This is a genomic window from Helicobacter macacae MIT 99-5501, from assembly GCF_000507845.1.
GTDB lineage: Bacteria > Campylobacterota > Campylobacteria > Campylobacterales > Helicobacteraceae > Helicobacter_B > Helicobacter_B macacae.
In genome coordinates, this window is record NZ_KI669455.1 from 317537 (window position 1) to 343932 (window position 26396).

Here is a 26396-nt window from a genome sequence, read left to right on the forward strand (position 1 = left end):
ATAGCAAATGCAGATAGATTCTAAACTAAAGCCACTACATATAAATGATGAAAAAAAAGCCACGCCCAAGTCAAAAGACACTGCCAAAAATAATGACAATATAGACACGGCTAAAGAGATACCTCCTAGCCACCTACTATCAGCAGAATCGATAAAAACTAAGCCCACCCCACTGCAAAAGCTAGATTCCCTCCAAAATCCAAGCAACACTCCAAGCCACAACCTAAACGCTATAAACACCGCTCTAGGCGAACTAGAAGTGATGACAAAGTCCCTAAACACCCTCCAAAAGCACCAAAAAGTCTATGAAAAGCTCGCTCTAAAGCTAGACCAAGCCACAGAGGAGCAAGATGATGAAGCTATGCAGGCTATTGAGCAAGAAGCCCAAAAAGTCTATGAAAAAATGCAAGAAGCCTACAATCTCGCAAACTTTGGTGGCAAAAATGTCTTTGAAAAAACCTATACAAACCTCGTCCCAGAAGTCGCTATCTCGGGCAAAAAGGTAAATCCAAACACGCTAGAAATCAAAAATAGCGATGCCGTGATAGAATACGCTAGCTTGCTAAAAGAGCAAAAAGCACAAGTAAAAACCGCACGCAAAATCCTCTACAAACGCGCACAAAGTGAAATGGACGAGCTAGCAAAAACCGATAAAAGCTATGAGAAGCTAAATAGAGATATGTTGCTAAGCGAGGAGTTCAAAGCCGCGCAGGGTGGCAGAGGTATCCGTGCCGAGCGAGTGCTACAACTGCTAAATTTACACTAGATTTCACTTTTTAGACTTGTTGATTTTATAACTGCACATTTTTCTTGCCCCTCCCCAAAAAAAAAAGAAAAACAAATAATTACAAGATAAGGATTTTTATGCAAAAACATATCCCTGTTTTGTTGCGCGAAGTGCTTGATATATTTGCGCCTGTATGCGTAGCAAATGCAAATAACAATCCCGTGATAATTGATTGCACTTTGGGGCTAGGAGGGCATACCCTAGAATTTTTAAGAGAATTTCCCTCTTTAGAAATCATCGCCATAGATAAAGACACGCAAGCCATAGACATAGCCACAGCTTATGCCAAAGAAGCGGGACTAAGCCAAAAGCTTCACACCATAAACGCGCCTTTTTCGCTTGGGATTGAGAGGGCGTTTGGGTTAGCAAAATCGCTAGATAGACGCATAGTAGGGGTTTTGGCAGATATAGGGGTTAGCTCTATGCAGCTAGATAGTAGCGAGCGTGGGTTTGGGTTTGGCTCTCACGCACTTGATATGCGTATGGATTTGGCTCAAAGCAAGGACGCAAAATATGTGATAAACACATATAGTGAGTTTGAGCTAGGGCGTGTATTGCGCGAGTATGGCGAGATAAAAGAGTATAAAAAGCTAGCCAAGTCTATCAAAGCGCGTATAAAATCTAGTGGGGATTTTGAAAGTGCGAGGGAGTTTAGCGAGTTTTTGCGCTCACATAGCAACCACAAAGGAGGCAAAATCCACCCAGCTACACTTGCATTTCAAGCGGTGCGAATGGAGGTAAATAACGAGCTAGATGAGCTAAAAAACGCACTCTTTGTGCTAGAAAATCAAAGCAATGCTATGCGTGGCGCGAGGGTAGGGATTATCAGCTTTCACTCACTTGAGGATAGGATAGTCAAAGAGACTTTTAGGCAGTGGGCTAGGCCGTGTGTGTGTGAAGCAAGCGTGATGAAATGCGTATGTGGTGGGGATAATGCTAAAGGAGAGATTCTGACCAAAAAGCCACTCATAGCCAGCGAAAAAGAAATAAACTCAAATCCCCGCTCACGCAGTGCCAAACTGCGAGCATTTGCGTTTAGGCAATAAACATTTAAGTATTGCTAGTAATGAGATTTCCTAATTTAGCTAGAAAACCTTATAAAATAGCCCAAAATAATAATATTTAGATTTTGCCTTTATCGCAAATAAGCTATCTCACATTTAAAAACATAATAAATTTGCATCGCTAATGACTAGCACAAAATCTTTTTACATAAGGCTATGAGAATTTTAAGATTCTCATAGCAGATAGCATTAGATGAAAAGCGTGGGATTTACACTAAAAATCATACTGCAAGGAAATATAATATCTCCTGCCCTCGCGGATATAGTTATAGTGGTTTGCCCAAGTCAATGTCATCCCAGCATTGCCACCCATATAGCTTTGATAATCCACAAAATTACGATTAAGCAAGTTATACACTGCAAAGGTTATGCGCAGATTCTCCGTAGGCTTGCCATACACGCCTAAATGCGTGAGATATATCGGCTTATAGTATTCGCCAAGTGTGGCTGCAGCGGTATTTGGCGTGTTTGGATTGCCGCGATAGAGATGCGTTTTTACCTCCTGTCTTATGTATGCACCGAAGTATTTACTATCATAGTTTAGGCTCGCATTCACACTATGAAGCGGGACATTAGTAAGTCGTTGGTCTGTGCTCCCTGTCGCGCCAGCTGCGGTGCGAGAAATGTAGGTGTGATTAAATGTGTAAGCCCCATTTAGACTTATCTCGCCATACCCCACCTCAATAGGTCTAAGTCCTAGTGCCACTTCCGCACCATAGGATTTCGCCTCGCCCAAGTTTGCGTAATATGAGCAGGTGTAGTTCCCTGTCGCACCACAAATTTGCCCCGTAGTGCCTACCACCGTGCCTTGCGCAAATCCTCCAACGCTCGTGATTCTGTCTTTAAAATCTGTGTAAAATCCCGTAACGCTTAGATTAAAAAAGTCATTATCAGTGAGTAGAGAAAGCTCATAGGTTACGCTTGTTTGTGGAGTAAGGTTTGGATTCCCATAGGTTGGCTGTGCTCCAGAGGCAGAAAAGCTCACAATCCCATTTACAAGCTGATTAAGTGCGGGGGATTTATAGCCTGTGCTTACACCGCCCTTTAGCGTAAGCCAGCCATCAATAATATTATAAGCAATATAGGCGCGAGGAGAGAAATTGCTCCCAAAAATGGAGTTAAAATTCCCTCGCCCACCAAGTGTCAAAAACACGCGATTAAAGAGCGCGAACTCGCCTTCAGCATACACCGCACCGATATGTTGCTCTTTTAGAGAGCTTGCACCTTGCGCGACTACTGCTAGGAGATTATCATTAAATGTGTTATACCAATAGCGCGCACCTACACCCAGATTAAGCCCGACATTTCGCCCGAAGTTAAAAAACATTTTGCTTTTGTGCTCGGCAATCACATCTTGCGCACGCAAGTCCCTATCATCGCCCGCACTTACGCCATTAAAAGGACCTGTGGCAAGCGTGCCATTGGGGACACTTGTATTTTGTGGCACAGTGCGCCCGTCATTTTCTGTGAGATTATACTGCACGGTATTATCCATTTTATAGGATTCAAAAATCCCTCCCTCATTACGATAGTAATTCCCCTGATGAGAGAGAATCGCATTTGCCTGATAAATGTTGTAGTTTGTATCATAGCCATTGTTTCTCCTTAGATTTTCCGCAGGATTACCCGGACGCCAGCCTTGCGACCAGTTTGAGAGCAGCAGTCCATCAGAGTTATCAAAAAGCTGTGCGCCATAGTTTAAATCCAAATACACGCTATCTCGAGGAGAACTCCCCACAGATTCTAGAGAGTTCCACTGCAAGCGTCCGCCGATATTATACATTTGACCGGGCGCAATCCCCACAAGCGTGCTAGCTTGCGCACTATTTGCGCTCAAATGCGGCAAAACAAGATTTTGCAAAGGCACGCCAAACCTCGCGTATTGAGAGCCTCTCAAAGTAAGCCCCCAATTTTTTGCGCTATTTAGCGGACCTGCAGTGTAGAAATTAAAGCCTTGTTGATGTCCAAATCGCTTTTCCTCTTGCAAAGTGGTGTTTAGTTGCAAGCTCGCACCCCATTTATCAAAACTTTTCTTAGTGATGATATTTACCACACCACCCATAGCATCGCTTCCATAGAGCGTGCTAGCAGGACCGCGTATGACTTCGATTCGCTCAATAGCACTCATCGGCGGGATAAAGTAATTTACCGCGCTTCCAAAGCCATTGGGGAAAAGCGCGTCTCCGCCTGTGCTGGAGCGCTTGCCATCAATGAGGGTAAGCACATCGGTGCTACCGCGAATAGAGATATTATACCCGCTTGTCTTTGAGACACCGCTATCTATGGACACCCCGGGCACATACTGTATCGCCTCGCCCAAATCCCGCACAGGACGGCTCATCACTTCTTTTGGGCTTACTGTGCTGATACTCGCTGGTGCTAGCGTGTAGTCTTGCTCAAACCCACCTGCGGTTACGACAACTTTTTGCAACTGCTTTGCTTCTAGGGTGTCGTATTGTTTGTCGTGCTTTATGAGTTTGTCATATCGCTTAGAGTTTTGGTGCTGTGAGCTTTGGTGTTGTGAGGATTTTTGTGAAGTGGTGCTTTGGCTAGAACCTACGCTAGAGCTAGAATCCGCATTAGAATTTGAATCTAAGCTAGAATCTTTATTAGATTCTGCACTAGATTCTTGGCTAGGGTTTGAGTTAGATTCTTTGCTAGATTCCAAACTAGAATCTTTAGTAGAATTTGCTCCTACTTCATTTAGTGATAATCGCATTTTTGTTTCCCCTGCTTTTATGGAGGATTGTATTTTTCCCTTTTCTAGCGCGGAGGAATCCACTTTTATTCCCCCTCCCTGTGCGGAGGAATCTATCTTTGTCCCCCCTCCCTGTGCGGAGGGGGCTAGGGGGTGGGTAGAATTTAAAGCAGAATCTTTAGCAGTTTGTTGCGCGGGAGTTACTCTCTCTCTCTCTCTCTCGTTATCAGCTAGAGCGAGGGAAGTAGCTAGGCTAAGGCTTAGTGTGAATGCAAATGCTTTGCTAGAGATTCTCTTTTCTCTAGACTTTCCTCTAGTCTTGCTAGGATTTTGGATTGGTAATGTTACTTCGTTCATAAATGCTCCTTATCTTAAATAAATTTTTTAAGTTTTATTTGCTAGTGCTAGATAAAACTCGCGCATTATAATCATTTAAAATAAAACTGCGCTTAATTCTCACTACACTCCCAAAATGAATATCATAATGAGAGAGATTCGCTTTTATGGGAATGCGTAGGTGTGATTTTGCAAAAAGTTAGATTTTGGTAAGTATTTTTTAGAAAAGATTTTGTGCTATTTTTGCTAGTCAAAAGATAGAAATATCGCCCTTAGATTCCCCAAATTTGCGGAACATATCGATAATTTTTACTTTGGTAAATGAAATTTGTGAAGTGGGAGTGAAAAATTTTGGGAAAATTGTAAAAATTTGAAAAATTTAGTGAAAACAATATTTTTTCGCAAAAAGATTATGGATTTCTTTTGGCAAGATTTTATAAATTAAATCGATTTAAGACAACCGAAAAAATCCACAATTTGAGATTACTGAAGTTTTTAAGAAACCAAAGTATCTTAAGCATAATGCAAAATCTAGTGGAATTATTTTGGCTTTTTTAAGTTCCAAAAAAAACCCCAACAAAAAGCCTTAAATATGCCAAGCAAAGCAAAATCTAAATATGCCAAAAAAATACACTAGATTTTTATAAAAAACTACCAAAGACTACTCCCCAAATACACGCTTAAAGATAGAATCTACACTTTTTGTGTAGTAGCCAAAATCAAAGCACTCTTTGATTGCCTCCTGCCCTATCGCACTGACAAGCTCGGAATCTGAAAGTAAATATTGCAAATATAGCGATTCCCCACGCTCATTGAGCGCGCTTCTTCCCTCTTGCAAATCTTGCCATACTTTCATCGCGTTTCTTTGCACGATTTTGTAAGCATTTTCACGCGAGATTCCCTTTTTGGGTAGCTCTAGTAGCACACGCTGTGAGAAAACAAGCCCACCTGTGAGATTTAGATTTTTTAGCATATTTTTGGGGTAGATGAGAAGTTTATCAAGTAGGCTACTAAGCCGAGCGAGCATAAAATCTGTGGTGATGAAGCTATCTGGCAGGATAAATCGCTCCACGCTAGAGTGGCTTATATCGCGCTCGTGCCACAGCGCGACATTCTCCATAGCAGGCAGGGCAAACCCCCTAATCACGCGACAAAGCCCCGTGATATTCTCGCTTAGCACGGGATTGCGCTTGTGAGGCATAGCACTACTGCCCTTTTGCCCCTCCTCGAAAAACTCCTCCGCTTCATACACTTCCGTGCGCTGCAAATGCCGAATCTCCACAGCGACTTTCTCACAACTGCTTGCTAGCAGGGCTAAATCCGTGATTACTCGTGCGTATCTATCGCGCTGGATTACTTGATTGCTCACAGGGGCGGGCTTTAGCCCTAGCTCTGCACACACGAGCTCTTCGAGTTCTATCGGCGTGTGGGCGAGATTTCCCATAGCACCGCTTAGCTGCCCCACGCTGATAGTCTCAAGGCTAGATTCTAAGGAATGCAAATGTCGCCCCATCTCATCATACCACACCGCGCACACAAGCCCAAATGTGATAGGCTCGCCGTGAATGCCGTGGCTTCGCCCCACCATAAGCGTGTCTTTGTGCTGATAGGCTTTTTTCTTTATCACTTCGCGTAAATCGCGCACACCCTGCATAATGAGCTTTAGAGAATCCCTCATCTGCAGTGCCACAGCTGTGTCGATACAATCACTGCTAGTAATGCCATAGTGAAACCACCGCGACTCCTCGCCCAAAGACTCCGCTACACTCGTAGTAAAGGCGATTAAATCGTGCTTGGTAACCGCCTCAATCTCATCAATACGCGCTATGTCAAACTTCGCGTTCGCACAGATTTTCTCACAATCGCTATCAGGGATAAGCCCTAGCTTGTTCCACCCGCGCACGAGGGCTTTTTCTACCTCTAGCCACGCGCCATACTTCGCCTCTGTGCTCCATAGTGCTTTCATCTGCTCTCTTGCATATCGCTCTACCATTCATCGCTCCTTTTGTGGTTTGTTGTTTTTGTTTTTTTAAGCTGTGTTGTATTTTGTCGCATTGATGTGATTTTGGCAAGGATTTATATTGTTGTTTGGCATACTTTTCACACAAGAATTATTTGCCTACTTTTTCCACACAATATGCCCATTGATATTGTGCTTTTCATACACTTCAAGCACTTCTTTTAGAAAGGCAACTAGCCCTTTATCATCATTTTCCTTTGCCGTTTCAAGCATTTGTATAAACATTTTCTTGCCCGTTTCGGTTTGCTTTAAATTTTTCTTTAAAAAATTATGCCTAGCACACAGCGTTTGCTCATTTTGCAAAGTCGCTTTACCGCCCAAATCTTTTGGCTTTATGTGGTCTATATGTAGCTCCACGCCCTCTTTTTTACCAAGCCCACAAATCACGCATTTGTAATTATCCCTCTCTAAAATCTGCTTTTTCAAAGCGGAGCTAAAATCCTCCAAATCCTCCCTTAAATGCACCATTTCAGGCTCATAGCGATACACACCTTTGGCGATTTTTTGCAAATACCCTTTTTGGTGCAAACTCCTTATGCCTCTATCAGGGTCGCGAAACACCTTACCCGTTCGTTTTTGCCACTCATTTGTTACCCAATCCACAACTTCAGGGTGCGAAATGTCGCGCTTAGGATTTGCCTTAAAAAATTCCATTATCAAATCAAGCTGTGAAATGTGCTTTTTATCACTCATTAAAACAATCCTTTTTCTTTTTGAATCGTTTGCAAAAAGCGATTTTTGGCAAGTTCGCAGTAGCTTTTGTCTATCTCGATTCCTACAAATGCGCGTTTGTTGAGGTAGCTTTCTATCATAGTTGTGCCAGAGCCACTAAATGGGTCGCAAATGACATCACCTACAAAAGAAAAAAGCTTTATACACCGCTTTGGTAGTTCGCGTGGGAAAGGCGCGGGGTGTCCTACGCGTTTTTTGGATTCGCCATTAAAACTCCAAAGTCCATTTGTCCAAGCCATAAACTCATCTTTGTTTATATCGCTTATGCCTTTTTGGGATTTTTTCCACTCGCCTTTATAAAGCACGAGGATTAGCTCCACAGGCGCGATGACATAAGGTGCAGACGCGCTAAGCCAACTCCCCCAAGCCGTGCGGCGCGAGATATTGCCCTCATTCCACACGATTGTGCTGTGGTATTTCCACCCGATTTTTTTGGCAAGATTTGTCAAATCCGCGCCCACGCTTTGCTGTCCGCCTTTGTTTTTATCAAGCGGGATATTAAGGCAAAATCTACCACCATCTTTTGCCCAAAGATAACAATTTTTAAGCCATTTTTCACAAAAAGCCAAATAAACCTCATACTCGCCCCTATCGTCATTTGAGTTATATTCTATACCGACATTATAGGGTGGGGAAGTGATAATTAAATCAAGGCTTTGCGGAACTAAAAGTGAGCGTCTAAGCACAGAACTCTCATACAGAGCGATATTTTTGTGGTTAAAAAATGGCGTTAGTTTCTGTGGCTTTGTTTTTTTTAAATTCGTTGATTTTATTTTTTTTGCAACCACTACCGAATCTGTGCTAGATTCGATAACATTGCTATTTGTGTGTGAAACCAAAGTCATTTACGCCCTTTTAGATATTTTGCGTAATTATACTAGATTTCCCTATATTTGTTTTTGTCAAATGACTAAATCCCTTTTGTCGCCACTTTAGCAAAATCTATTTATTCTAAGCATTTAGCGCGATTTTTTGTGTGGCATTTGTGTGCTTTGATTTTGTATTTAGTCTATGTTGCCCTTGCTTATAAACCTCCCTAAATTCACTGCCAAGCAGGCAATTCTCCAAACTGCGCTGTGAAAATAAAAACCGCCCATCGCAGACAAATCCTAGCTCCTCCCAATCCACATTATTTAGCATTTCACACAGCTTTTGCAAATCTGCCAAATCCACCTTAAAGCGCGGGAAAACCGCTAGCACAGAGCCATCATAAGCCTTGCAATGGTGCAAGAAAAAGGGCTTTTTATTGCGCGTTTTAGCATTTACATAGATTCGCGCTTCATCGCTTTTGTGGTAGTCGCGCCCCCATTCCCACCAATTATTTTCATCAAATTTTTTGATTTTGCGCTTCAAAAGCTGCGGTTTAAAGCCTTGCAAATACGCGCTATCTTTGCCAAATTCGCCATAAATCATCTTTTTTGTTTTGCCACTTTTTGCGCTGTGGGAGCACACAAACTCCACATTGCCAAACTCATCATTTGCATAGATTTTATCCGCACCACTCACCGCGCCCACCTTGACAAAAAATAGCGCGTTAAATGGAATTGTGTAGCGATTTTTAGTTAGCATTAGCTGTCCATTGACACAGCTAAAATTACGCGCTAGATTTACTTTGCGCGAAAAGTCGCCCTTCTCAAACCGCCAAATCACACAATTTGGCTGTGCTTTATCAAAAATCCTTTTGTCCCCCAGCTCAACAAAGTCCGTGATACTGCCTTGTGCGAAAAGAAACTCATTTAGTTTCACACTCGCCGTGCTTTTTAAGAAATCGCGTGGCGTGATGAAAATAAGCTCACCGTGCTCTTTTAGGTGCAACACGCATTTGTAAATAAAAAAGAGATAGAGATTGGTTCGCATATCAAATATCGCGCTAAATGGCTTTAGCAGGGCTTTTGTCGAATCAAGTATGTCTTGGTAGCGCACATAAGGCGGATTGCCGATAATGGTGTCAAATTTCTCACTCACGGGGTAGCTAAAAAAGTCTATGTTTAAGAGTTTATTTTGCGTTTTAAAATCTAGATTCGCGACTTGCTTAAGCGCGTTTGTGTCAATCTCTATGCCGACTTTGTTGCTTGGCAGATTTTGCCAAAACGCCCCATTGCCACAGCTTGGCTCTAAAAATCGCGGATTTTGCTCGCGCTTCACGCTTCGCACAAGACTAAGCATATCGCTAACGATATGTTGCGGGGTAAAAACCTGCCCTAAATGCGTAATGTCAAGCTCTAAATCACGATTCACAAAAATACCTTTTGTATGATAGATATGCGTCTGCACGGAGTTTTAGCGACTTTTCAAATGTGCCTAGCAAAAAGTCCTTTGCCTCATTAAAATCGCGCTGTATTATCTCACGATTCGCCTCCCATTTTGCCTGAAATGGCAAATTATTGCCATTTGGGATAATGTGCCTTAGGCTCTTTAGTGAGGTGGCAAAAATATCACGCGAATCCTCTTTATTTACAATGAGAAAGTAATAATCTTTGGAATTTTCTTGCAGATTTTCGCGTAATGTGCGAAAGTAAGTCTCCCAATCCACACCATTGCTAAAAGGCGGAATCTGCCCCGTAAGCGCGTAGTAGATTCCAAGTTTGCAGTTGAGATTATCCGTTGTTTGCGTGGTGCTTACCTTGATATTGACAGGATAAAACGCACCCTCCACCTCAAAACTAAAATCCACCCAATCGCGCATATTAGGGCGATTTATCGCAAAGTTTGCTTCTAGCAGATTAAAAATCTCATCTTCGTTAAATGCAGAATTTATGCGCCCATCTCGGCTACTTCTGCTTAAATGTAGATTTTGTCTTTGCAAAAACGCAACCATTTCACAAAGTAATTTTGGCAACTCTTGCATATAGCCCTTGAGCTAGTTTTGATACTTTGAGGCGAGCATTTTATAGCGCAGTAGCATTTTATCAAACGCATTTTGGATACTATCTTTTGCTTCATCAAAAAACGCGCTAATGTCATTATGCGGCAAATGCAGTGCCGCTATCATTAGATTTTGGCAGATATGGGCTAGACTTCCCTCAAAGAGAATCCCAACAAATGGCGAGTTTATCGACTTTTTGGCGTTTATGGCAAATATCATATCCACCCACTGAAATAGCTCTTGTTTGGTGGTAATAGTGGTGTTTAGAGCGTTTGAAAGTTTGGATTTAAACTCCTGTATTTCTTGTAGATAAAAATCCTCCCTAAAATCGCTAAAAATAAGTTTTTTATCCTCTTTGAAATAGCCCTTTATCTGCTTTACAAATGTTGATTTTTTATTTTTTTTCAAGCTAAATTCACTTATCTTGCTAGGACGCGCACCCTCTATATAAGCACCCTCACCTAGATTTAGCACCATTTTTGGCTTTAGGGTTTTTATCGCGTTTGTTATCATTTGGCTTGATAGCAAAAAGATTGAGTCGCTATACACTTCGTGGTCGAAGTTCCCTCGCACGCGCAAAGCATTACTAGGTAAGTTTGTATCCTCATCGCCATAAGCGGAGTTGCTAGCGTGCTTAGTCCTCCCCTTTATGTAGCCACAATCAAGCCCACACATAAGCACTTCATTCCCTAGCTGACAAGCAAGTGCAAATCCCGCATTTCCCACAAATGGAGCGCAAAACTCCATAACAAAAGGGCTTTTAAACATATACCCGCTGGCACTTCCCCCACGCATAAATAGATATTTTTCACTTGCTAGATTTAGCGCACTAGGATTTACCATATTTCCACACAGCAAAGGGGTTTTGCCAAGTATTGGGGAGAGATATTTTTCTAGATAATCCACGCGTTCAATTTCGATTTGGAAATCTGGCTCTATTCCCGCTTCTTTTAGTGGTTTTATCGCTGTCCCACAGCTAAAAATTATCATATTTGCTTGATTTTCGCGCAAAAACTCCAAGCTAGAATCTAGGCTAGCACCATTTCCTACCACGCAAATAGGCATATCCACGCGCTTAGGATTTACAAGAAATAGATTTTGCTTTTCTTTGCGACTTTTTGGTTTGGCGATATTTTTTAGCGTGTTTTCTATGCCTATCATCTCATCTTCAAAGCTCCCCCAACCTCGCGCATTGCTAGCGTATTCTTCATTTACGATTTGCATAGCTGATTCTATTTTTGGGCTTTTGTAGAGATTGATTTGTGCGCGCAAGAAATTATTTGTGATTTTTTGGCGAGCAAAAAAGTTGCGGATAAAAAAGCGATTTACCAAGTCTTTGACAAAAAGATAGCACGCTCCATCACTTACGCGACTAAAAAGTCTAGGATAATCCACGAAGTAGCAACTCACGCGGAACATATCAAGGTTTTCTTCAAAAATCAAAAGTGAGTGAAAAAACACTCCCCTCTCAATGATAAACTCCAAAAACATTCCACCAAGTAGCCCAAAAATGCAAGTTGAGGGCATAAAATCTTTGCTTAAAAAATACTCTTTGATTCCATCGTGCTTAAATAATAGCTCTATAAAATCATTGCACGCTTGCCCTGTGATAGGGAATTTGCTCGTATCCATTTTGTCCAAAAAAATGCCATTAGAGTGAATCGTCCATTTATCATTTTTGAGTGGAGAGAGGCTTAGGGCTTCATTTACGCTTACCATAGTGGAGAGAGAATCAGCCAATGGATATGAAAGCTCGCTAGTGGCGAGGTTTATGATATTTAAGCCCTGCTTATTTATGAGGAGGTTATATTCTGTGGGGGGCTCTTTTAGTGCGTCAAAAAGCTCGGGCGAGGTTTTTTGGAAATACTCCATATTTTTTGCAAAACGCACGGATATTTCTTTTTGTATCGCTTCGTAGTCATTGGATTTTAGCACTTCAAGCAACATTATGACAACCCCTTTTTGGATTTTGTAAGTAGATTTTTGCTAGTTAGCCAAGCCTAATCGCCATAGCCAAAAGCCTTTAACCAAATGCCTAATATTGTAGCGTAGAATCAATAATACGCAATCGCTAAATAAGCACATAAGCAATTTGTGATTTTAGGCACACGCTAGCGATGCAAACTAGATTAAGGCTCAAGTGTGATTGAGGGAAATAGGCGGATAGAAAATCCAGATTCTCCCAAAAGCTCGATATATTCATCATTTCCTTGCACCATAAATTTACCGATAAAGTTTTTGATAAAAATCGCCTCAATCCGCTCTGCCTGCATAGAATCACACGCTTTTTTTGTAACCCCTCCTCCCTCTACTACTATCATTTTGCCACCACCTGCTATTTGAAAGCTAGCAAAAAAATTATTGCACCCCGCTATGCCTGATACGCTACTTCCGTTGAAAACTAGATATGCGTTTTCTATGTCGTTTGGAATAATGATTTCATACTCTCCTACTCGCATAGAGTCTATTTCCCATTTTTTTTGCGATATGAGTGAGTAGGCATTTATCCCTAGTATGCTTTGATAAGCCTCTGCATTTATCACGCATAGCACTAATGCACCTAAAGCGCATAGAGCGATTTTGCAAGGGATTTTTAATATCGCTAGGCACATATCATCTCCTTATAAGTCTAAAATCCAAATATAAAAGCCACACTACCTAGCCAAGAGTGCCACACTAGCTCGCCCACACAAAGCAAATATGCCAAAATCGTAGCCACACAAAGGGTGAGTGAAAAAAGTAGATTCCACCAAACGATTTTGGGTATGGAGTGATATATGTTGCGGACAAAACCACGCTTGCTATGATTTTTTAGCGCGAAAAACACCATATCAAAAAGCGCGAAAAACAAAAATACATAGCACACGCGCTTAGCATAGATAAAAATCGCCATATAATATGCCTTTTTGACAAAAACAAGTCGCAACAATTCCAAAAAATCGCTATTTGCGATGCTTAAAAGATTGGCAGGCATATCACTCCAAACACCCAAAAGCAAGAAGCTAGGATAAGCACACGCCAAATACAGCACAAAAAGCAGAGCATAGTTTTGCAAAATCTTATAGCGCACACTCAAAACCGCACATACAAATAGAGCGCAAATCCCCAAAAGATTTGCACCAAATTCCACCACTAACCGCACCAAAGGCACAAAAACAATCATTATATAATTTAGCACAGAGCTAGATTCTGCGACACTTGAGCTAGAAATATGCTCTATGGAGCTAGGTAGCGCGATAAGCAAAATAACTACATAGCAGGCAAATAAAAGCAAGTCTTTTGCCTTGTAGTTGTTCTCTCGTGCTTGATGAATGGACTTAAAAAAAGCGGAGTAAAATCTTTTTTTCAAAATCTTTGTCCTTATGCTTTGTCTTTGTGTGTCAAGTATGCGCCAAATATGTGAGATAAACGCACTATTTGGCTTTAGTAGCGACTTTGGGCTTTTATCTCTTGGAGGATTGCTTTTGTCTCATCATTTGGTATAAATGTATTTTGTCTCACTTCTATGTGCAAAAGAATGTCATAGACTTGAGATTGCATACTGACTTTTTTTATCTGTATGGGGAGGTTTATCACCGCACTTGAGCTAAGAGAGTCAAGCTTGTCAATGAGCTTCCAAATGTTATCCACGCTTTTTGTTTGTGTTTTAAAAGCAAAGGTTATGCTTCTTGTGCCCTCATTTGGAATCTCACTTTGGCTTACTCTGCGCATTTCTTTTATAGTCAAAAATTTCGCAACAAGTGCTTTTGTCTCTGCTTGTGGGTCGGCATTTTGGAGTTTGGATAGAGCGTTTGTGTTGAGGTTTGCAAAGTCATCAAGTCGCTGTTTTGCTGCGCTATATCCTCTAGCGATTTCCTCATAGATAAGCCTTTCTTTGCGCTCGATAATGTATTGGGATTTAAAAGATTTCATTGTAGGGAGAATATAGCTACTAAAAAACCACAAAATCCCTATCACATACAATGTCGTAAAGATAAGATTCCTAATAACAAGGTCGGGGCTAAAGCTTTGTGATATTTCTTGCTTTGATTGCTTGGGAGGGAATTTTTTGGGTGGCATTTTTATCCTTTATGTCGCGTTTATGGGGCGGCTACTTGGGTGCTTTGGCTTGGCAATGGGACACTTGTGCTAATAGATATAAACTCATACCAGCCATTTGAGAGCGCATAAAAGCTCACATTTGAGCGTCCAAAATTCGCTTTTAGTGGGTCTTGCAAAGCAAAATAAAAAAACTCTTTAGAAGGGGTTACGCCTTTTAAAGTCAGGGAGTTTTCATCTAGCTCCACAGAATGCAGTGTGATTTTATCAGGGATTAGATGAAGCAAGTCTGCTAGCTTATCGCGGCGGATATTGTTTTTATCTGCTCGATTATGCACCAAAGTAGCTTCAAATACAAGTCGCTCGAAGTATTCATCAGTGAGCCCTATGCGAGCCCGCAAGATTTTTTGATTTTCTCTGTATTCCTCTGTGCGGATATTGGAATTGATGATTTCTTGCTTTAGAAACATATAAAACGCTACGAGGATAAAAGCAGTAACCAAAAAATAAAACCACCAAATCTTGGTTACTTTGGCGATGATATATTTTATCTTGGGACGGACAAAACTAATCCTCATTGCTCTTTTCTCCTTAATTCTGCCTTGCTTGGTTTATTCTTCTCGCCCAAGTTCTCTTATGGCAAAATTCACAAGCAAAGTCGGCAAGTCAAAATCGCGCTTCACAGATTCTATCATCACTTCTTTTGTGATGAAGTCATAAGCCTCATCACTTAGCTTGCACGCATCCAAAAATATGATTCTATCGATAAATTCGCCGTTATAAAATGGATTTTGATAATACTCTTTTATGCCATCAAGCAATACTTTGCTTATGACAATAGCGCGGGGCATATCATCATAGTTGATTTTTTTCTCCTCAAGATTTGGGATAAACATATCAGTTTGGAGATTTTCCATAGAAGTTTCGCTCTCCATTTTTTCAAAATTATCAAAGTCATCATCAAGCGAGAAATCTTCAAAATTGCGCAAATGCAAGGTCGGGCGTTGCTGTTCTTCGCGATTTAGCGCACTTATCTCACTCTGTGCCAAAAAAAATCCAGAAAACAAAATCTGCTGCCTATTGATAACCATTAAAGCGATATTGCTCCTTTGCAAAAGCACATATAGATTATTACCAAGTGTGGGATAGCTTAGCGAATTTGCTGCGATAAGCAAAAATGGCGAAAACACAAAATCCACACCATTTACAATGTCATATTTTCGCAAATAATCCCTTAGCAACGCTTTTTTGGCAAACACGCGACAAGTGCCAACGGTAATGATTTCGCATTCTTGTGGGCGGACATTCGCTAGGAAAAAATCCTTGCCATTTTTTTGGATTACCACACCTTGTGCGAGGGATTTAAGTAGCACGCTTATGTAAGTGAAAGGATATTTTCGGCGATATTTGCGCACGATTTTTACCGCGTCCATTGGGATTTTGTTTTCTCCCGTTTTAAACTCTCGCACAAAAGATTCTATGGTGCGCCCCTTTTTTACGCGCACGACTTTGATAGCACAAGAGAGCGCATCAACATTTATAGATATAAAAACTTTGCTAAAAAATGGCGAGACAAGTGAGTGTATCAATCCCATTTGGTGTCCTTTTTGGAGGTTTTTTAGTGTTTTGCTATTTTGCTAAAGCCTCTTATCACAAAATTTATTTTGGCACGGTTTTAAAGATTTGACTTAAGAAAGATTTAGGCTAAATTGACTCTTGTCTTGCAAAATTTTATCAATTTTGGCGACTTTGTCTTGCAGGATTTGCCTTGCCTCTTCAATGCTTAGGCTAGAATCAAGCCTAAATCCCTCAAATCCATAATAGCATATCTCTCCAAAAGGAAGAGGCAAGCAAAATCTGTCCCAAGTTTTAAACTCATAGTATCGGCTAGGCACGATACGACATAAATTGATTTTTTTTCCGCTTTTTTGTGCCATCATTATCAGCCCATCAGCGATATGATGATACGGTCCGCGTGGTCCATCCATTGCTATGCCTATATCTGCACCGCTTTTTAGGGCTTTTATGGATTGCATTAGGGCTAGCACGCCACCGCGCTTACCACCAGAATCCGTGCTTCCACGAATGGTTTTCATACCAAAGAGCTCACACATAGAAGCTATAAGCCCACCATCAAAATGGCTTGAGCTGATGATATGGACATTATGCGTGTTTGGCTTAGAGCGCAATTTGCGATAAAGAAAAGGCATCATCAGCATTTCTCCGTGCCAAAAACAGATGACTACATTATCATTTGCTAGATTTTCGTGCAAAAAAAATCGATTTTTGTTTAGCGCATAGAGAATCCAAGTGAGAAAAAACCCAAAGCGAGGGACAAAATAAGCGATAAGCCGTTTTTTTATATCCATAATGCGAGATTTTCCTTATGCGAGATTTAAGATTGTGTATGTGGTATTTTATCGCTTTTTGGGTATTTTGCAAAATTTTTGAAGTGTGTTTTTAGGGATTTTATCACACCTTGTTACTTCTTGTGTTTGGCACATTTTGATATAAAAATACTATTTAATAATTTTTATTTATTTGTGTGAGCAAAATTTACCAAAACTTCATTATCATTGCGTTTTTAAATTCTGACCCAAAAGGTTAAAAAGGAGCAAAAATGACTTTTGAAGAATCTCTAAACGCACGACACGCGTGCAAAAAATTTAGCGACAAAGCAATTTCAAGCAAGGATTTAGATTTCATCTTAGAGGCAGGGCGACTTGCCCCTAGTGGCTATGGCTTTGAGCCGTGGAAATTCATCGTGGTGGGCAATGAGTATAGCGCGCAGCTAGCAAAATGCTGCTACAATCAAGAAAATGTCGCCACCGCAAGCTACAACATTGTCATCTTAGGGCGAATGGACTTAAAAAGCAAAGATGAGTTTGCTAGGGCGCAGGTAAGGCGATTTGCCACTGATGATGCGCATTTTGAGCAGATTTTGGGTGTTTATACAAGCTGGGCGGATAAGCTAAGCGATGAGGAGATTTTCCACTTTAGCCAAACCCAATGCTACCTCCCGCTAATGCAAATGATGAACGCCGCGATTTTTAGAGGCATTGATTCTTGTGCGATTGGCGGATTTGAGCGTGATAAAGTCGAGGAGTTTTTAGGTATCAAAAAGCCCTTTGGCGTAGCAGTAGTCCTCTCTCTTGGATACAAAGCGAGCGAACCACACCACAGCAAAAAGCGTCAAGACAAATCCCAAGTGATTGAGTTTTGGAAAAAATAGCTTTCGTAAAATAGTTTTAATGGAAAGATAAAAATCTTATCTTTCCATACTTTCGCGCTTTTTACCAAATAGCTTAAAACCCACAAAATCAAAAACTGATTTTGTGTGGTTGATTTTGCAAACTTTTTATAAACTTTTTAGACTTATTTGGACTTGTAAAGTAAAGAAGCCTTTAACCACCTTTAACCACCAACCACCTTATAAACCCCCGCCTAATCAATCTTAAGCACCGCTAAGAATGCCTCTTGGGGCAAATCCACCTTACCGATAGCTTTCATTCGCTTTTTCCCCTCTTTTTGCTTTTCTAGGAGCTTTCGCTTGCGCGTTATGTCCCCTCCATAGCACTTTGCCGTTACATTTTTGCCCATAGATTTTACTGTTTCTCGTGCGATGATTTTGCTACCTATGCTCGCTTGGATTGCCACTTCAAAAAGCTGTCTTGGGATTAGCCCTTTCATCGCTTCTACAAGTGCGCGTCCCTTTTCTTGCGCTTTGCTCCTATCTACGATGATTGAGAGCGCATCGACTATCTCATTTGCCACACGAATGTCTAAGCGCACCAAATCCCCCTCTCTAGATTCTATGGGCTCATAATCAAAGCTCGCATAGCCTTTCGTGCAAGATTTTAGCTTGTCATAAAAGTCCATTACGATTTCATTGCTTGGCAGGGCGTATTGGAGTAGCACGCGGTTTTGGGTTATGTAGTCCATTTTTTCTTGCACGCCACGGCGGTTTGAAAGTAGCGTGATGATATTGCCGACAAACTCGCTAGGCGTGATGATATTTGCCCGCACATAGGGCTCTTTGATAAGCGCGATTTTTTGCACTTCGGGTAGTTCGCTTGGATTTTGGACATTAAGCACATTTCCGTCTGTGCAATGCACCTCATACACCACCGTTGGCGCAGTAGCTATGAGGCTTAAGCCAAATTCCCGCTCCAATCGCTCCTTTACCACCTCCATATGTAGCAGTCCCAAAAACCCCACGCGAAATCCAAATCCCAACGCCACAGAGGTTTCAGGCTCATAGCTTAGTGCGGAGTCATTAAGCGCGAGTTTGTTTAGCGCGTCTCGCAATTCCTCAAATTTATCCGTTTCTATGGGGTAAAGCCCCGCAAAGACAAAGGGCTTAGCAGGCATAAAGCCCTCTATTGGCTCTTTTGTGGGCGTTTTTGCATCCGTGATAGTATCACCCACGCGCAAATCTTCTAGCGACTTTAGCCCCAAGCACACGATACCGATTTCCCCACAAGAGATTTGCTTTGTTGGGATTTTTTGCACAGGGTGGGGGTAGTATAGGCTTAGCACTTCGTATTTTTTGCCCGTGCTCATTATCAGCACCTCGCTTCCTTGCGCGATATTGCCATCTTTTAGCCGCACAAGGGCTAGCGCACCAAGATAGTTATCAAACCACGAATCATAGATTAACGCCTTTGTGGGTGCGCCCTCATCTCCATTTGGCGGGGGGATTTTCTCTATTATGGTTTCTATGAGATTTTGCACGCCTAAGCCACTTTTGGCACTCACTTGCAAGGCATTAGCACAATCTAGCCCTATGCTCTCCTCAATCTCTATGCTTACCTTTAGCGCGTCTGCGGCGGGCAAGTCGATTTTATTTATCACGGGCAAAATCTCTAGGTTGTTATCAAGCGCGACATAGACATTTGCGATAGTTTGCGCCTCTACGCCCTGCGTGGCATCAACCACGAGCAAAGCCCCCTCACACGAGCTAAGCGAGCGCGAAACCTCATAGCTAAAATCCACATGCCCGGGCGTGTCAATGAGATTGAGCGTGTAAGTTTTGCCTTTGTGTGCGTAATTTAAGCGAACACTTTGGGCTTTTATGGTGATACCGCGCTCTTGCTCTATATCCATTGTATCCATCATTTGAGAGTGCATTTCCCTCTCACTTACTGCGCCACAAACTTGGAGGATTCTATCTGCTAGCGTGCTTTTGCCGTGGTCGATATGTGCGATGATAGAAAAATTGCGGATAAGATTTTGCATAATACGCCTTAGCGATACTTTCGCAAACGAGCTACTAGAGAATCCCCTATGCCCTGCACACATTGCACAAGGATAATGATGACAATCACAGTGCTAAACAAAATATCAGGCTGATAGCCTTGAAATCCTAGTCGTATCGCTGTATCGCCAAGTCCGCCAGCTCCAACAGCACCGCCCATAGCCGAGTAGCCAATAAGCCCGATGATAGTGATGACTACGGCATTGCAAATGCTAGGCAGTGCTTCAGCTATCATCATTTTTATCACGCCAAGTTTTGACGCACCAAGACTTAGGCTAGCCTCTATAAGTCCTTTATCTACTTCATCTAGTCCCCCCTCAAATAGCCTAGCGATGAAAGGAATCGCCGCTATGGATAGTGGGATAATCGCTGCACTTGCGCCAATGCTAGTCCCTACAATAAGGCGAGATAGTGGCAAAAGCAAGATAATCAAAATGATAAAAGGAAAAGAGCGGATAATATTTACAACCGAGCCGATGATAGCATTTAGACTTTGGCAGGAAAAAATCCGCCCCCTTTTTGTTAGGCAAAGTAGCACCCCCAAAGGTAGCCCAAAAATCACAGCAATGAGGGTGGAAATGCTAACCATATAAAGCGTGTCATAAGTGGGCTGTGAAATCTGCGTGTAGTTGTAGATGAGTTTTTGCGTGATTAGGTTTTGTAGATTTTGGCTAGAATCATCTAGAGCAGATTCTAGATAATCTGCCTCACTAGAATCTATAAAAAACCCACCAAAATATGTAGCGATAAATGGACTAACTAAGCCTAGATAATCCCCAAAAGTAGAATCGATTTTTTGTGCACTAGAATCAAGCGATATAGCAACTTCGCGCAAAAAATGCTTTGGCGATTCTTGCGTCCTTTGTGGAGAATCTTTGGTGGGATTTTGCAAAGAATCTTTAGCTAAGTTTTGCTCTTTGGCAGATTCTAGCGTGGCTAATCGCTTCTCATAGCAGATATTGCTAAGTGTGCTTATATCGCGCAAAAATGGCGCAACACTTAGGCTAAAAAGCACCAAAATCCCAAACGCAATAAACAAAAAGCGCACAAAAGCAAGCGATTTTTTAAACACCAAACTAGCAGAAGCATTTGCTAGAAAATCTATCAATGCAAGGTTTGCAAAATCTAAAATTTGTTTTTTAGGCTTTTTTTTCATTCGTATCTTTTTCCTTTTGTTTTTGCTGTGCTTTTTTTGGTTGATTGAGCGGGGTGGATTTGAGCGAGTTTTAGCTTGTTTGTAGGATTTCTAGATTTTGTATAATTAACCCCTTTTGCCTTAGGTAGTCTATGGCTAGCTCGTTTTGCTTATCTTGACTAAATTCTACAAGCAAATGTCCGACTTTAGTCGTGCTAAGTGGCTCGATATTGCCTGCTAAAATGTTGATTTCTACGCCAAATTTTTGGACTATTTCTGAAATCAAAGGCTCATTTATATGCTCGCCCACAAAGGAGATTTTATAGACATTGCTTGGATTTTTGATAAGCGAGTTTGCTCCATTGCTAAGGCTTCCGCTAAAAAACTGCGCATCAAAAAGATGAGTAGGCATATATGAGAGTAGTTCGCGCGTAACTTCATTTCTAGGTGCGCTAAAAATCTCCTCCACGCTTCCACGCTCAATAATCTCCCCCGCACTCATCACGCAGGCTTTATTACAGATTTGTCGCACGACTTCGATTTGGTGTGTGATAAGCACGATAGTAAGCCCCAAATCCGCTTGAATGCGCTTTAGCAATTCTAAGATAGATTTTGTTGTCTTGGTATCAAGTGCACTCGTGGCTTCATCACAAAGCAAAATATCAGGGTGGTTGCTAAGGGCGCGAGCTATCGCCACTCGCTGCTTTTGCCCACCGCTAAGCTGACTTGGATAAAAATCCGCCTTATCGCTAAGCCCGACAATCTCTAGTAGCTCTTTTACCCTAGAATCTATTTTTTTCTTATCCCACTTAGCGATTTCAAGTGCAAATGCGACATTGCCATACACGGAGCGAGAGGACAAAAGATTGAAATGCTGAAAAATCATACCGATTTTTTGGCGTTTTTTTTGTAGCTTGGCTTGAGAGAGTGTGAGGATATTTTCACCATTTATGAAAACCTCGCCACTACTTGGGTTCTCTAAGCGATTTATTAGGCGGATAAGGGTTGATTTGCCAGCACCCGAATATCCTATGATTCCCATAATATCACCCTTTGCCACTTCCAAATCAAGTGGCTTAATCGCGCAAAATCCGTTTGGATAGGTTTTTGAAATTTTGCGTAGAGAAATCATAGAATCCGCAGAATCAATAGAAGTCATTTAGCAATCCTTAAAGCCAATCTAAAATATAAGGAGTTTAAGAGGTATAAAAGAAGTTTGTATATTGCTATTTTTATGGTGCCGAAGGTCGGACTTGAACCGACACAGGGTTGCCCCTACTAGATTTTGAGTCTAGCGCGTCTACCAGTTTCACCACTTCGGCATTTAGCACAATAACACAGTCAAAAAAGAACATAAAATCCACATTTTTTACGACACAAGTCAAAATGGTGCGCTGAGCGAGACTTGAACTCGCACGAGTTGCCCCACCACCCCCTCAAGATGGCGTGTCTACCAATTCCACCACCAGCGCGTATCAAAAATCAAAATCCCAAAAATAAAACTAAAGCAAAAAACTATAAAAATAAAAAACCCACCTTTTTAGGAAATCTAAATTTAGATAATCTAAATAAGAATCCAAAAAAGGTGGGCAAAAAGCACTAGCTTAGCAATGCTTTAAAGGCATTTACGATTGCGCCTGATTCTGGTAAGAATGGGTTACCATAAATAGCGATAATCGCAAAAACAAGCGTGTAGATAACTTGCGCTTCAATAAGTGCTAGAGCGATAAACATCGTTCCTAGTAGCTTACCACCGATGCCGGGATTTCGCGCAGTGCCTGATATAGTAGCAGCAGCAGCATTTCCCATACCGATAGCACCACCAAGTGCAGCGATACCAAGTCCTACAACACCGCCTGCGACTGATAGTGCCATAAGTAGTGATAAATCACTACCGCTAAACACACTCTCGCCAGCGAACGCAAAACCTACAAGTCCAAAAAACAAAATTCCAAGTGCTTTCATTCTTTTCTCCTTTCTAGCCTTTCGGATTTATCCCCTACTCGTGCTTTAGAATGTGCGGAGTAATTATGCCAAAACAAAGTTAAAATTACGCTAAAGCTAGCCCGATTTTACCTCGAAAAGTTTCTACAACCACGCATTTGAGAATCTGCCCTTGAGTGTATCGCTCTTTTAGTGGCGCATTTTCGCGTGGAAGTTTGCTGATGTGTATCAAGCCATCTCCACCTCTTGGTAGCTCGATAAACAGCCCAAAATCCGCCACACTTTTTATCACACCATCAAACACTTCGCCATTTTGATAAGTCTCTTGAGGGGCGATGAGGGCGAGGATAAAGGCGCGTGCATTGTGGATAGCACTAGAATCTAGGGCGTTTATTTGGATTTCGCCTTTGTCTCTAAAAATATCAATACTCACGCCAAACCGCTCGGTTATATCTTTTATGGTTTTGCCACCTTGCCCGATGATGTCTGCGATTTTGGCACTTGGCACGGCAAAGACTTCACTTTTTGGCAAAATCTCATCTTGGATTTTGATATTTTTGCAAGCCTCCTCCATAATGCCTAAAATATGCTCCCTAGCTTCTTTTGCCTGATACAACGCTTCTTTTAAAATCCCAAAATCTAGCCCACCTAGCTTTATATCCATTTGCATAGCACTTATGCCTTTGGCACTCCCTGCTACTTTGAAATCCATATCTCCATCGTGGTCTTCTAGTCCCATTATGTCTGTCAAAATCGCGTATTTTTGGCATTTGGAATCTTTGCTAGAGCTTTTTTTGGATTCTTTTGTCACCTCATTGCTAGAGTTCTCACACACAAGTCCCATAGCCACACCTGCTACTAGCTCGTTTTCTATCCCGCACGCACGAAGTGCAAGAGAGCCACCACATACACTTGCCATAGATGAGCTTCCATTTGATTCTAGGATTTCAGAGACTAGACGGATAGTTTGGCGATTTGTGTGGCTTGTGGGGAGGCTAGATTCTAGGGCTTTTTTGGCAAGATTTCCGTGTCCTAGCTCTCGCCTGCCTACGCCACCTATCATACTTGCTTCGCCCACGCTGAAGCTAGGGAAATTATAATGAAAGCTAAATTTTTCTTTCACAGGAGCGTTTGTAGCGGGGCTTGTGGTTTGATTTGTTGCATTTACTCCGCTAAAGTCATCAAGGATTTGCGCATCATTTTCGCTTCCTAGCGTGCAAGTAACAAGTGCTTGAGTCTCCCCACGAGTAAATAGCGCACTAGCGTGCACACAAGGCAAAATATTTGTCTCAATGCTGATATTTCGCACTTGCTTTAGTCCCCTGCCATCAGCTCTTAGGCTAGATTCTAGTATCATTTTTCGCACTTCATTTTTTTTGTAGAGATTTAGCATTTCTTTTATGGAGGATTGGAGTTCTTTTATTTCTTGCTCGCTAGAATCTTGTGATATTTTGGACTCTAAGATTTGTTTAGCGATAGATTCTATATCGCTACTTCGCTCGGATTTGCTCATCGCCTTTATCGCTTCTAGCACGGGCTTTGCGTAGTCTTTGGCGATGAGGTTATATAGAGGTTCATTTGATATGATAGGCTTTAGTGGGAGGTTTAGGGTAGGTGATTTGTGTGGTTTTATGAGTTTTTCATATTGGGTGCAGTCTTTTGTGATTGCGCCTTGTGCTAGTGTGATAGCTTGGCATAGAGAATCCTCATCAATGTAAGGGTTTTTGGTAGAATCACTAGCTTGTTTTTTGCCTTTCATTTCTATCATCAGTATATCTTGCCCACTGCCTGATACAAACAAATCAAGCGTGGATTCTTGCATTTGGGTGTTTGTGGGGTTTATCACAAATTTATTTTCTATCCTGCCTACGCGCACGCCACTTACAGCAGGGACAAACTCTAATCCAGATACGAGCAAAGCATTTGCCGCAGCGTGCAAAGCACATACCTGCAAATCACTCTCCCCCTCATAGCTTAGCGCGAAAATCGTAATTTGTGTGGGATAATAATAGCCTTTGGGAAAAAGCGGTCGAAGTGTGCGGTCAATAAGCCTAGAGGTTAAAATCTCAAACTCACTTGGCTTGCCCTCACGCTTCATAAACCCACCCGGGATTTTACCTATGGCGTAAGACTTGTGTATATACTGCACTGTGAGGGGCAAAAAATCCTCTTGCCTAGCCTCATAATCCACCGCTACGGTAGCTAGCATAACTGTTTTTTTGGACTCATACCACACGCTTCCGCAGGCTTGCTTGGCGACATAGTTGAGTTTGTATCGTTCATCTAAATTTGATAGTGCGATTTCTACTACTTGTGGACTTTTGGCGTGCATTTTGCTCCTTTTTGGCTTCGCTAGAATTAAGATTTTATCATTTAAGCCGTGCTATTGTAGCACGCATAAACTTAAGTATATTTTATGATTGCACAAAAATCATTCACAAAATTTGCTTAAGTTTTGAAAATTTCATATTATTTGCTTACAAAAGCGGTATCTTTAGAAATATTAAAGAAATATTAAGTTTTTGTCAAATTATGTCTTGTGATTTTGTGCGCGTTTGGCGATTTTTGAGGATTTTGATGATTTTTGGGAGTTATCAAGCAGATATACATAGCCCAAAATCCCACAGCCCGCAAGTATCATAAGGCTAGATAAAATCTGCCCCATACTAAGCCCACCAAACACACCATCAATGACAAAATAAAGCCCCATTTGCGAGTCTGGCTCCCTCCAATACTCCGCTACAAATCTCGCCACACCATAGCCTATGCCATACACCGCGATAAGTGCGCCATTTTTGTGCAAAAATCTAGCACAAATCGCCACCACGATAAAAAGCACAAATCCCTCTAAAAAGCTCTCCAAAAGCTGGCTTGGGTAGCGCAGCTCGCCATTTACTAGGATTCCCACTACTTGCCCGAAGCTATCATTATCTGGCACGATTCTGCCATATAGCTCTTGGTTTAAGAAATTGCCAACTCTGCCAAAAATATATGCAAGCGGGACACTTATCGCTAGTAAGTCCATTAGCTGCAAAAAACTTTGTTTTTTAAATCTACAAAAAAGCCACGACATAAAAAGAAATCCCACCGCACCACCGTGGAAGCTCATACCGCTAATGCCTACAAAATTGCCATAGCTATCAAAGGGGCTAAAAATCTCTAAAGGGTTTGCCAAATAATAAAATCTATTTGGGTCATAAATAAGCACATAGCCAAGCCTAGCACCCAAAATCACACCCGCTTCTGCCCACAAAAAGTAGCTATCAATCATAGTTTGTGCTATGGAAAATCTCTGCGGAAAATGGCGAATAAAAAATTTGGCAATAAAAAACGCCAAAATAAGCGCACACGCATAAGCGATACCATACCAATGCACCTTTAGCCCAAAAAGCGAAAAAGCCACAGGGTCAAACTGCGAATAGATGCTATTCCAAAAACTTAAATGCGATTCCAAAAATACTCCTTAAATGTGAATTGCAAATGTGATTTGCTAGATTATTGATTTTGTGTTTTTATATT

22 protein-coding genes and 2 tRNA genes are annotated in these 26396 nt (G+C 41.6%); 3 read left to right on the top strand and 21 right to left on the bottom strand.

The features are described from left to right. The first annotated feature begins 7 nt into the window (after positions 1–7). Both HMPREF2086_RS08855 and rsmH read left to right on the top strand, forming a co-directional pair. A complete protein-coding gene (locus HMPREF2086_RS08855; protein ID WP_023928458.1) occupies positions 8–766 on the top strand; it encodes a hypothetical protein in 759 nt (252 codons plus the stop codon). A gap of 98 nt (positions 767–864) precedes the next feature. Beyond that, on the top strand, positions 865–1833 hold the full coding sequence (gene rsmH, locus HMPREF2086_RS08860) for a 16S rRNA (cytosine(1402)-N(4))-methyltransferase RsmH (protein ID WP_023928459.1): 969 nt from the start codon (positions 865–867) through the stop codon (positions 1831–1833). Between the two features lie 232 nt (positions 1834–2065). On the opposite strand, the gene HMPREF2086_RS08865 is transcribed toward rsmH, so the two are convergent. From HMPREF2086_RS08865 to HMPREF2086_RS08925, 13 genes are all read right to left on the bottom strand, one after another. After that, positions 2066–4906, bottom strand: coding sequence for a TonB-dependent receptor domain-containing protein (locus HMPREF2086_RS08865; protein WP_023928460.1), 2841 nt, complete (start codon positions 4904–4906; stop codon positions 2066–2068). 640 nt (positions 4907–5546) lie between these two features. After that, the gene (gene purB, locus HMPREF2086_RS08870; RefSeq protein ID WP_023928461.1) at positions 5547–6878 is read right to left on the bottom strand and encodes an adenylosuccinate lyase; all 1332 of its coding nucleotides are present in this window, start codon (positions 6876–6878) and stop codon (positions 5547–5549) included. A gap of 126 nt (positions 6879–7004) precedes the next feature. Further along, positions 7005–7598 (bottom strand): HNH endonuclease, encoded by a 594-nt coding sequence (locus tag HMPREF2086_RS08875; protein ID WP_023928462.1) that lies wholly within the window; start codon positions 7596–7598, stop codon positions 7005–7007. Continuing rightward, positions 7598–8482 (bottom strand): DNA-methyltransferase, encoded by an 885-nt coding sequence (locus HMPREF2086_RS08880; protein WP_023928463.1) that lies wholly within the window; start codon positions 8480–8482, stop codon positions 7598–7600. Before HMPREF2086_RS08880 ends, HMPREF2086_RS08875 begins: the two co-directional genes overlap by 1 nt. A gap of 106 nt (positions 8483–8588) precedes the next feature. Continuing rightward, positions 8589–9875, bottom strand: coding sequence for an Eco57I restriction-modification methylase domain-containing protein (locus HMPREF2086_RS08885; protein ID WP_023928464.1), 1287 nt, complete (start codon positions 9873–9875; stop codon positions 8589–8591). After that, a complete protein-coding gene (locus tag HMPREF2086_RS08890) occupies positions 9865–10485 on the bottom strand; it encodes a hypothetical protein (protein WP_023928466.1) in 621 nt (206 codons plus the stop codon). The genes HMPREF2086_RS08885 and HMPREF2086_RS08890 overlap by 11 nt, the downstream gene beginning before the upstream one ends. Before the next feature lie 12 nt (positions 10486–10497). Beyond that, on the bottom strand, positions 10498–12450 hold the full coding sequence (locus HMPREF2086_RS08895; protein WP_023928467.1) for a motility associated factor glycosyltransferase family protein: 1953 nt from the start codon (positions 12448–12450) through the stop codon (positions 10498–10500). A 182-nt stretch (positions 12451–12632) separates the two neighbouring features. Beyond that, positions 12633–13115, bottom strand: coding sequence for an META domain-containing protein (locus HMPREF2086_RS08900; RefSeq protein WP_023928468.1), 483 nt, complete (start codon positions 13113–13115; stop codon positions 12633–12635). Positions 13116–13132: 17 nt separating this feature from the next. Next, positions 13133–13852: a hypothetical protein gene (locus HMPREF2086_RS08905; RefSeq protein ID WP_023928469.1), complete on the bottom strand. Its 720-nt coding sequence runs from the start codon at positions 13850–13852 to the stop codon at positions 13133–13135. A gap of 74 nt (positions 13853–13926) precedes the next feature. Continuing rightward, complete coding sequence (locus HMPREF2086_RS08910) at positions 13927–14562, bottom strand: hypothetical protein (RefSeq protein ID WP_023928470.1); 636 nt, start codon at positions 14560–14562, stop codon at positions 13927–13929. A 20-nt stretch (positions 14563–14582) separates the two neighbouring features. Then, positions 14583–15119, bottom strand: coding sequence for a hypothetical protein (locus tag HMPREF2086_RS08915; RefSeq protein ID WP_023928471.1), 537 nt, complete (start codon positions 15117–15119; stop codon positions 14583–14585). A 33-nt stretch (positions 15120–15152) separates the two neighbouring features. Continuing rightward, positions 15153–16136, bottom strand: a complete 984-nt coding sequence (locus HMPREF2086_RS08920) for a hypothetical protein (RefSeq protein WP_023928472.1) — start codon at positions 16134–16136, stop codon at positions 15153–15155. A 93-nt stretch (positions 16137–16229) separates the two neighbouring features. Then, a complete protein-coding gene (locus tag HMPREF2086_RS08925; protein ID WP_023928474.1) occupies positions 16230–16910 on the bottom strand; it encodes a lysophospholipid acyltransferase family protein in 681 nt (226 codons plus the stop codon). Between the two features lie 251 nt (positions 16911–17161). Here HMPREF2086_RS08925 and HMPREF2086_RS08930 point away from each other — a divergent pair, with 251 nt between their 5' ends. Next, entirely contained in the window at positions 17162–17773 is a 612-nt protein-coding gene (locus tag HMPREF2086_RS08930; protein WP_023928475.1) for an NAD(P)H-dependent oxidoreductase, read from the top strand. Between the two features lie 212 nt (positions 17774–17985). Here HMPREF2086_RS08930 and lepA read toward each other — a convergent pair whose 3' ends face one another. From lepA to lgt, 8 genes are all read right to left on the bottom strand, one after another. After that, positions 17986–19779: a translation elongation factor 4 gene (lepA, locus tag HMPREF2086_RS08935; protein WP_023928477.1), complete on the bottom strand. Its 1794-nt coding sequence runs from the start codon at positions 19777–19779 to the stop codon at positions 17986–17988. Between the two features lie 8 nt (positions 19780–19787). Next, a complete protein-coding gene (locus HMPREF2086_RS08940; protein WP_084330407.1) occupies positions 19788–20387 on the bottom strand; it encodes a methionine ABC transporter permease in 600 nt (199 codons plus the stop codon). 637 nt (positions 20388–21024) lie between these two features. Continuing rightward, positions 21025–22092, bottom strand: coding sequence for a methionine ABC transporter ATP-binding protein (locus HMPREF2086_RS08945; protein ID WP_023928479.1), 1068 nt, complete (start codon positions 22090–22092; stop codon positions 21025–21027). A 76-nt stretch (positions 22093–22168) separates the two neighbouring features. Next, positions 22169–22255, bottom strand: a tRNA-Leu gene (locus HMPREF2086_RS08950). Positions 22256–22320: 65 nt separating this feature from the next. Further along, a tRNA-Leu gene (locus HMPREF2086_RS08955) sits at positions 22321–22405 on the bottom strand. 127 nt (positions 22406–22532) lie between these two features. Next, positions 22533–22898, bottom strand: a complete 366-nt coding sequence (locus tag HMPREF2086_RS08960; protein ID WP_023928480.1) for a F0F1 ATP synthase subunit C — start codon at positions 22896–22898, stop codon at positions 22533–22535. A gap of 85 nt (positions 22899–22983) precedes the next feature. Next, positions 22984–25209, bottom strand: coding sequence for a polyribonucleotide nucleotidyltransferase (locus HMPREF2086_RS08965; protein ID WP_023928481.1), 2226 nt, complete (start codon positions 25207–25209; stop codon positions 22984–22986). A gap of 198 nt (positions 25210–25407) precedes the next feature. Continuing rightward, positions 25408–26331 carry a prolipoprotein diacylglyceryl transferase gene (lgt, locus tag HMPREF2086_RS08970; protein WP_023928482.1) on the bottom strand — a complete coding sequence of 308 codons (924 nt, stop codon included), beginning with the start codon at positions 26329–26331 and terminating at the stop codon, positions 25408–25410. Positions 26332–26396: the final 65 nt, after the last annotated feature.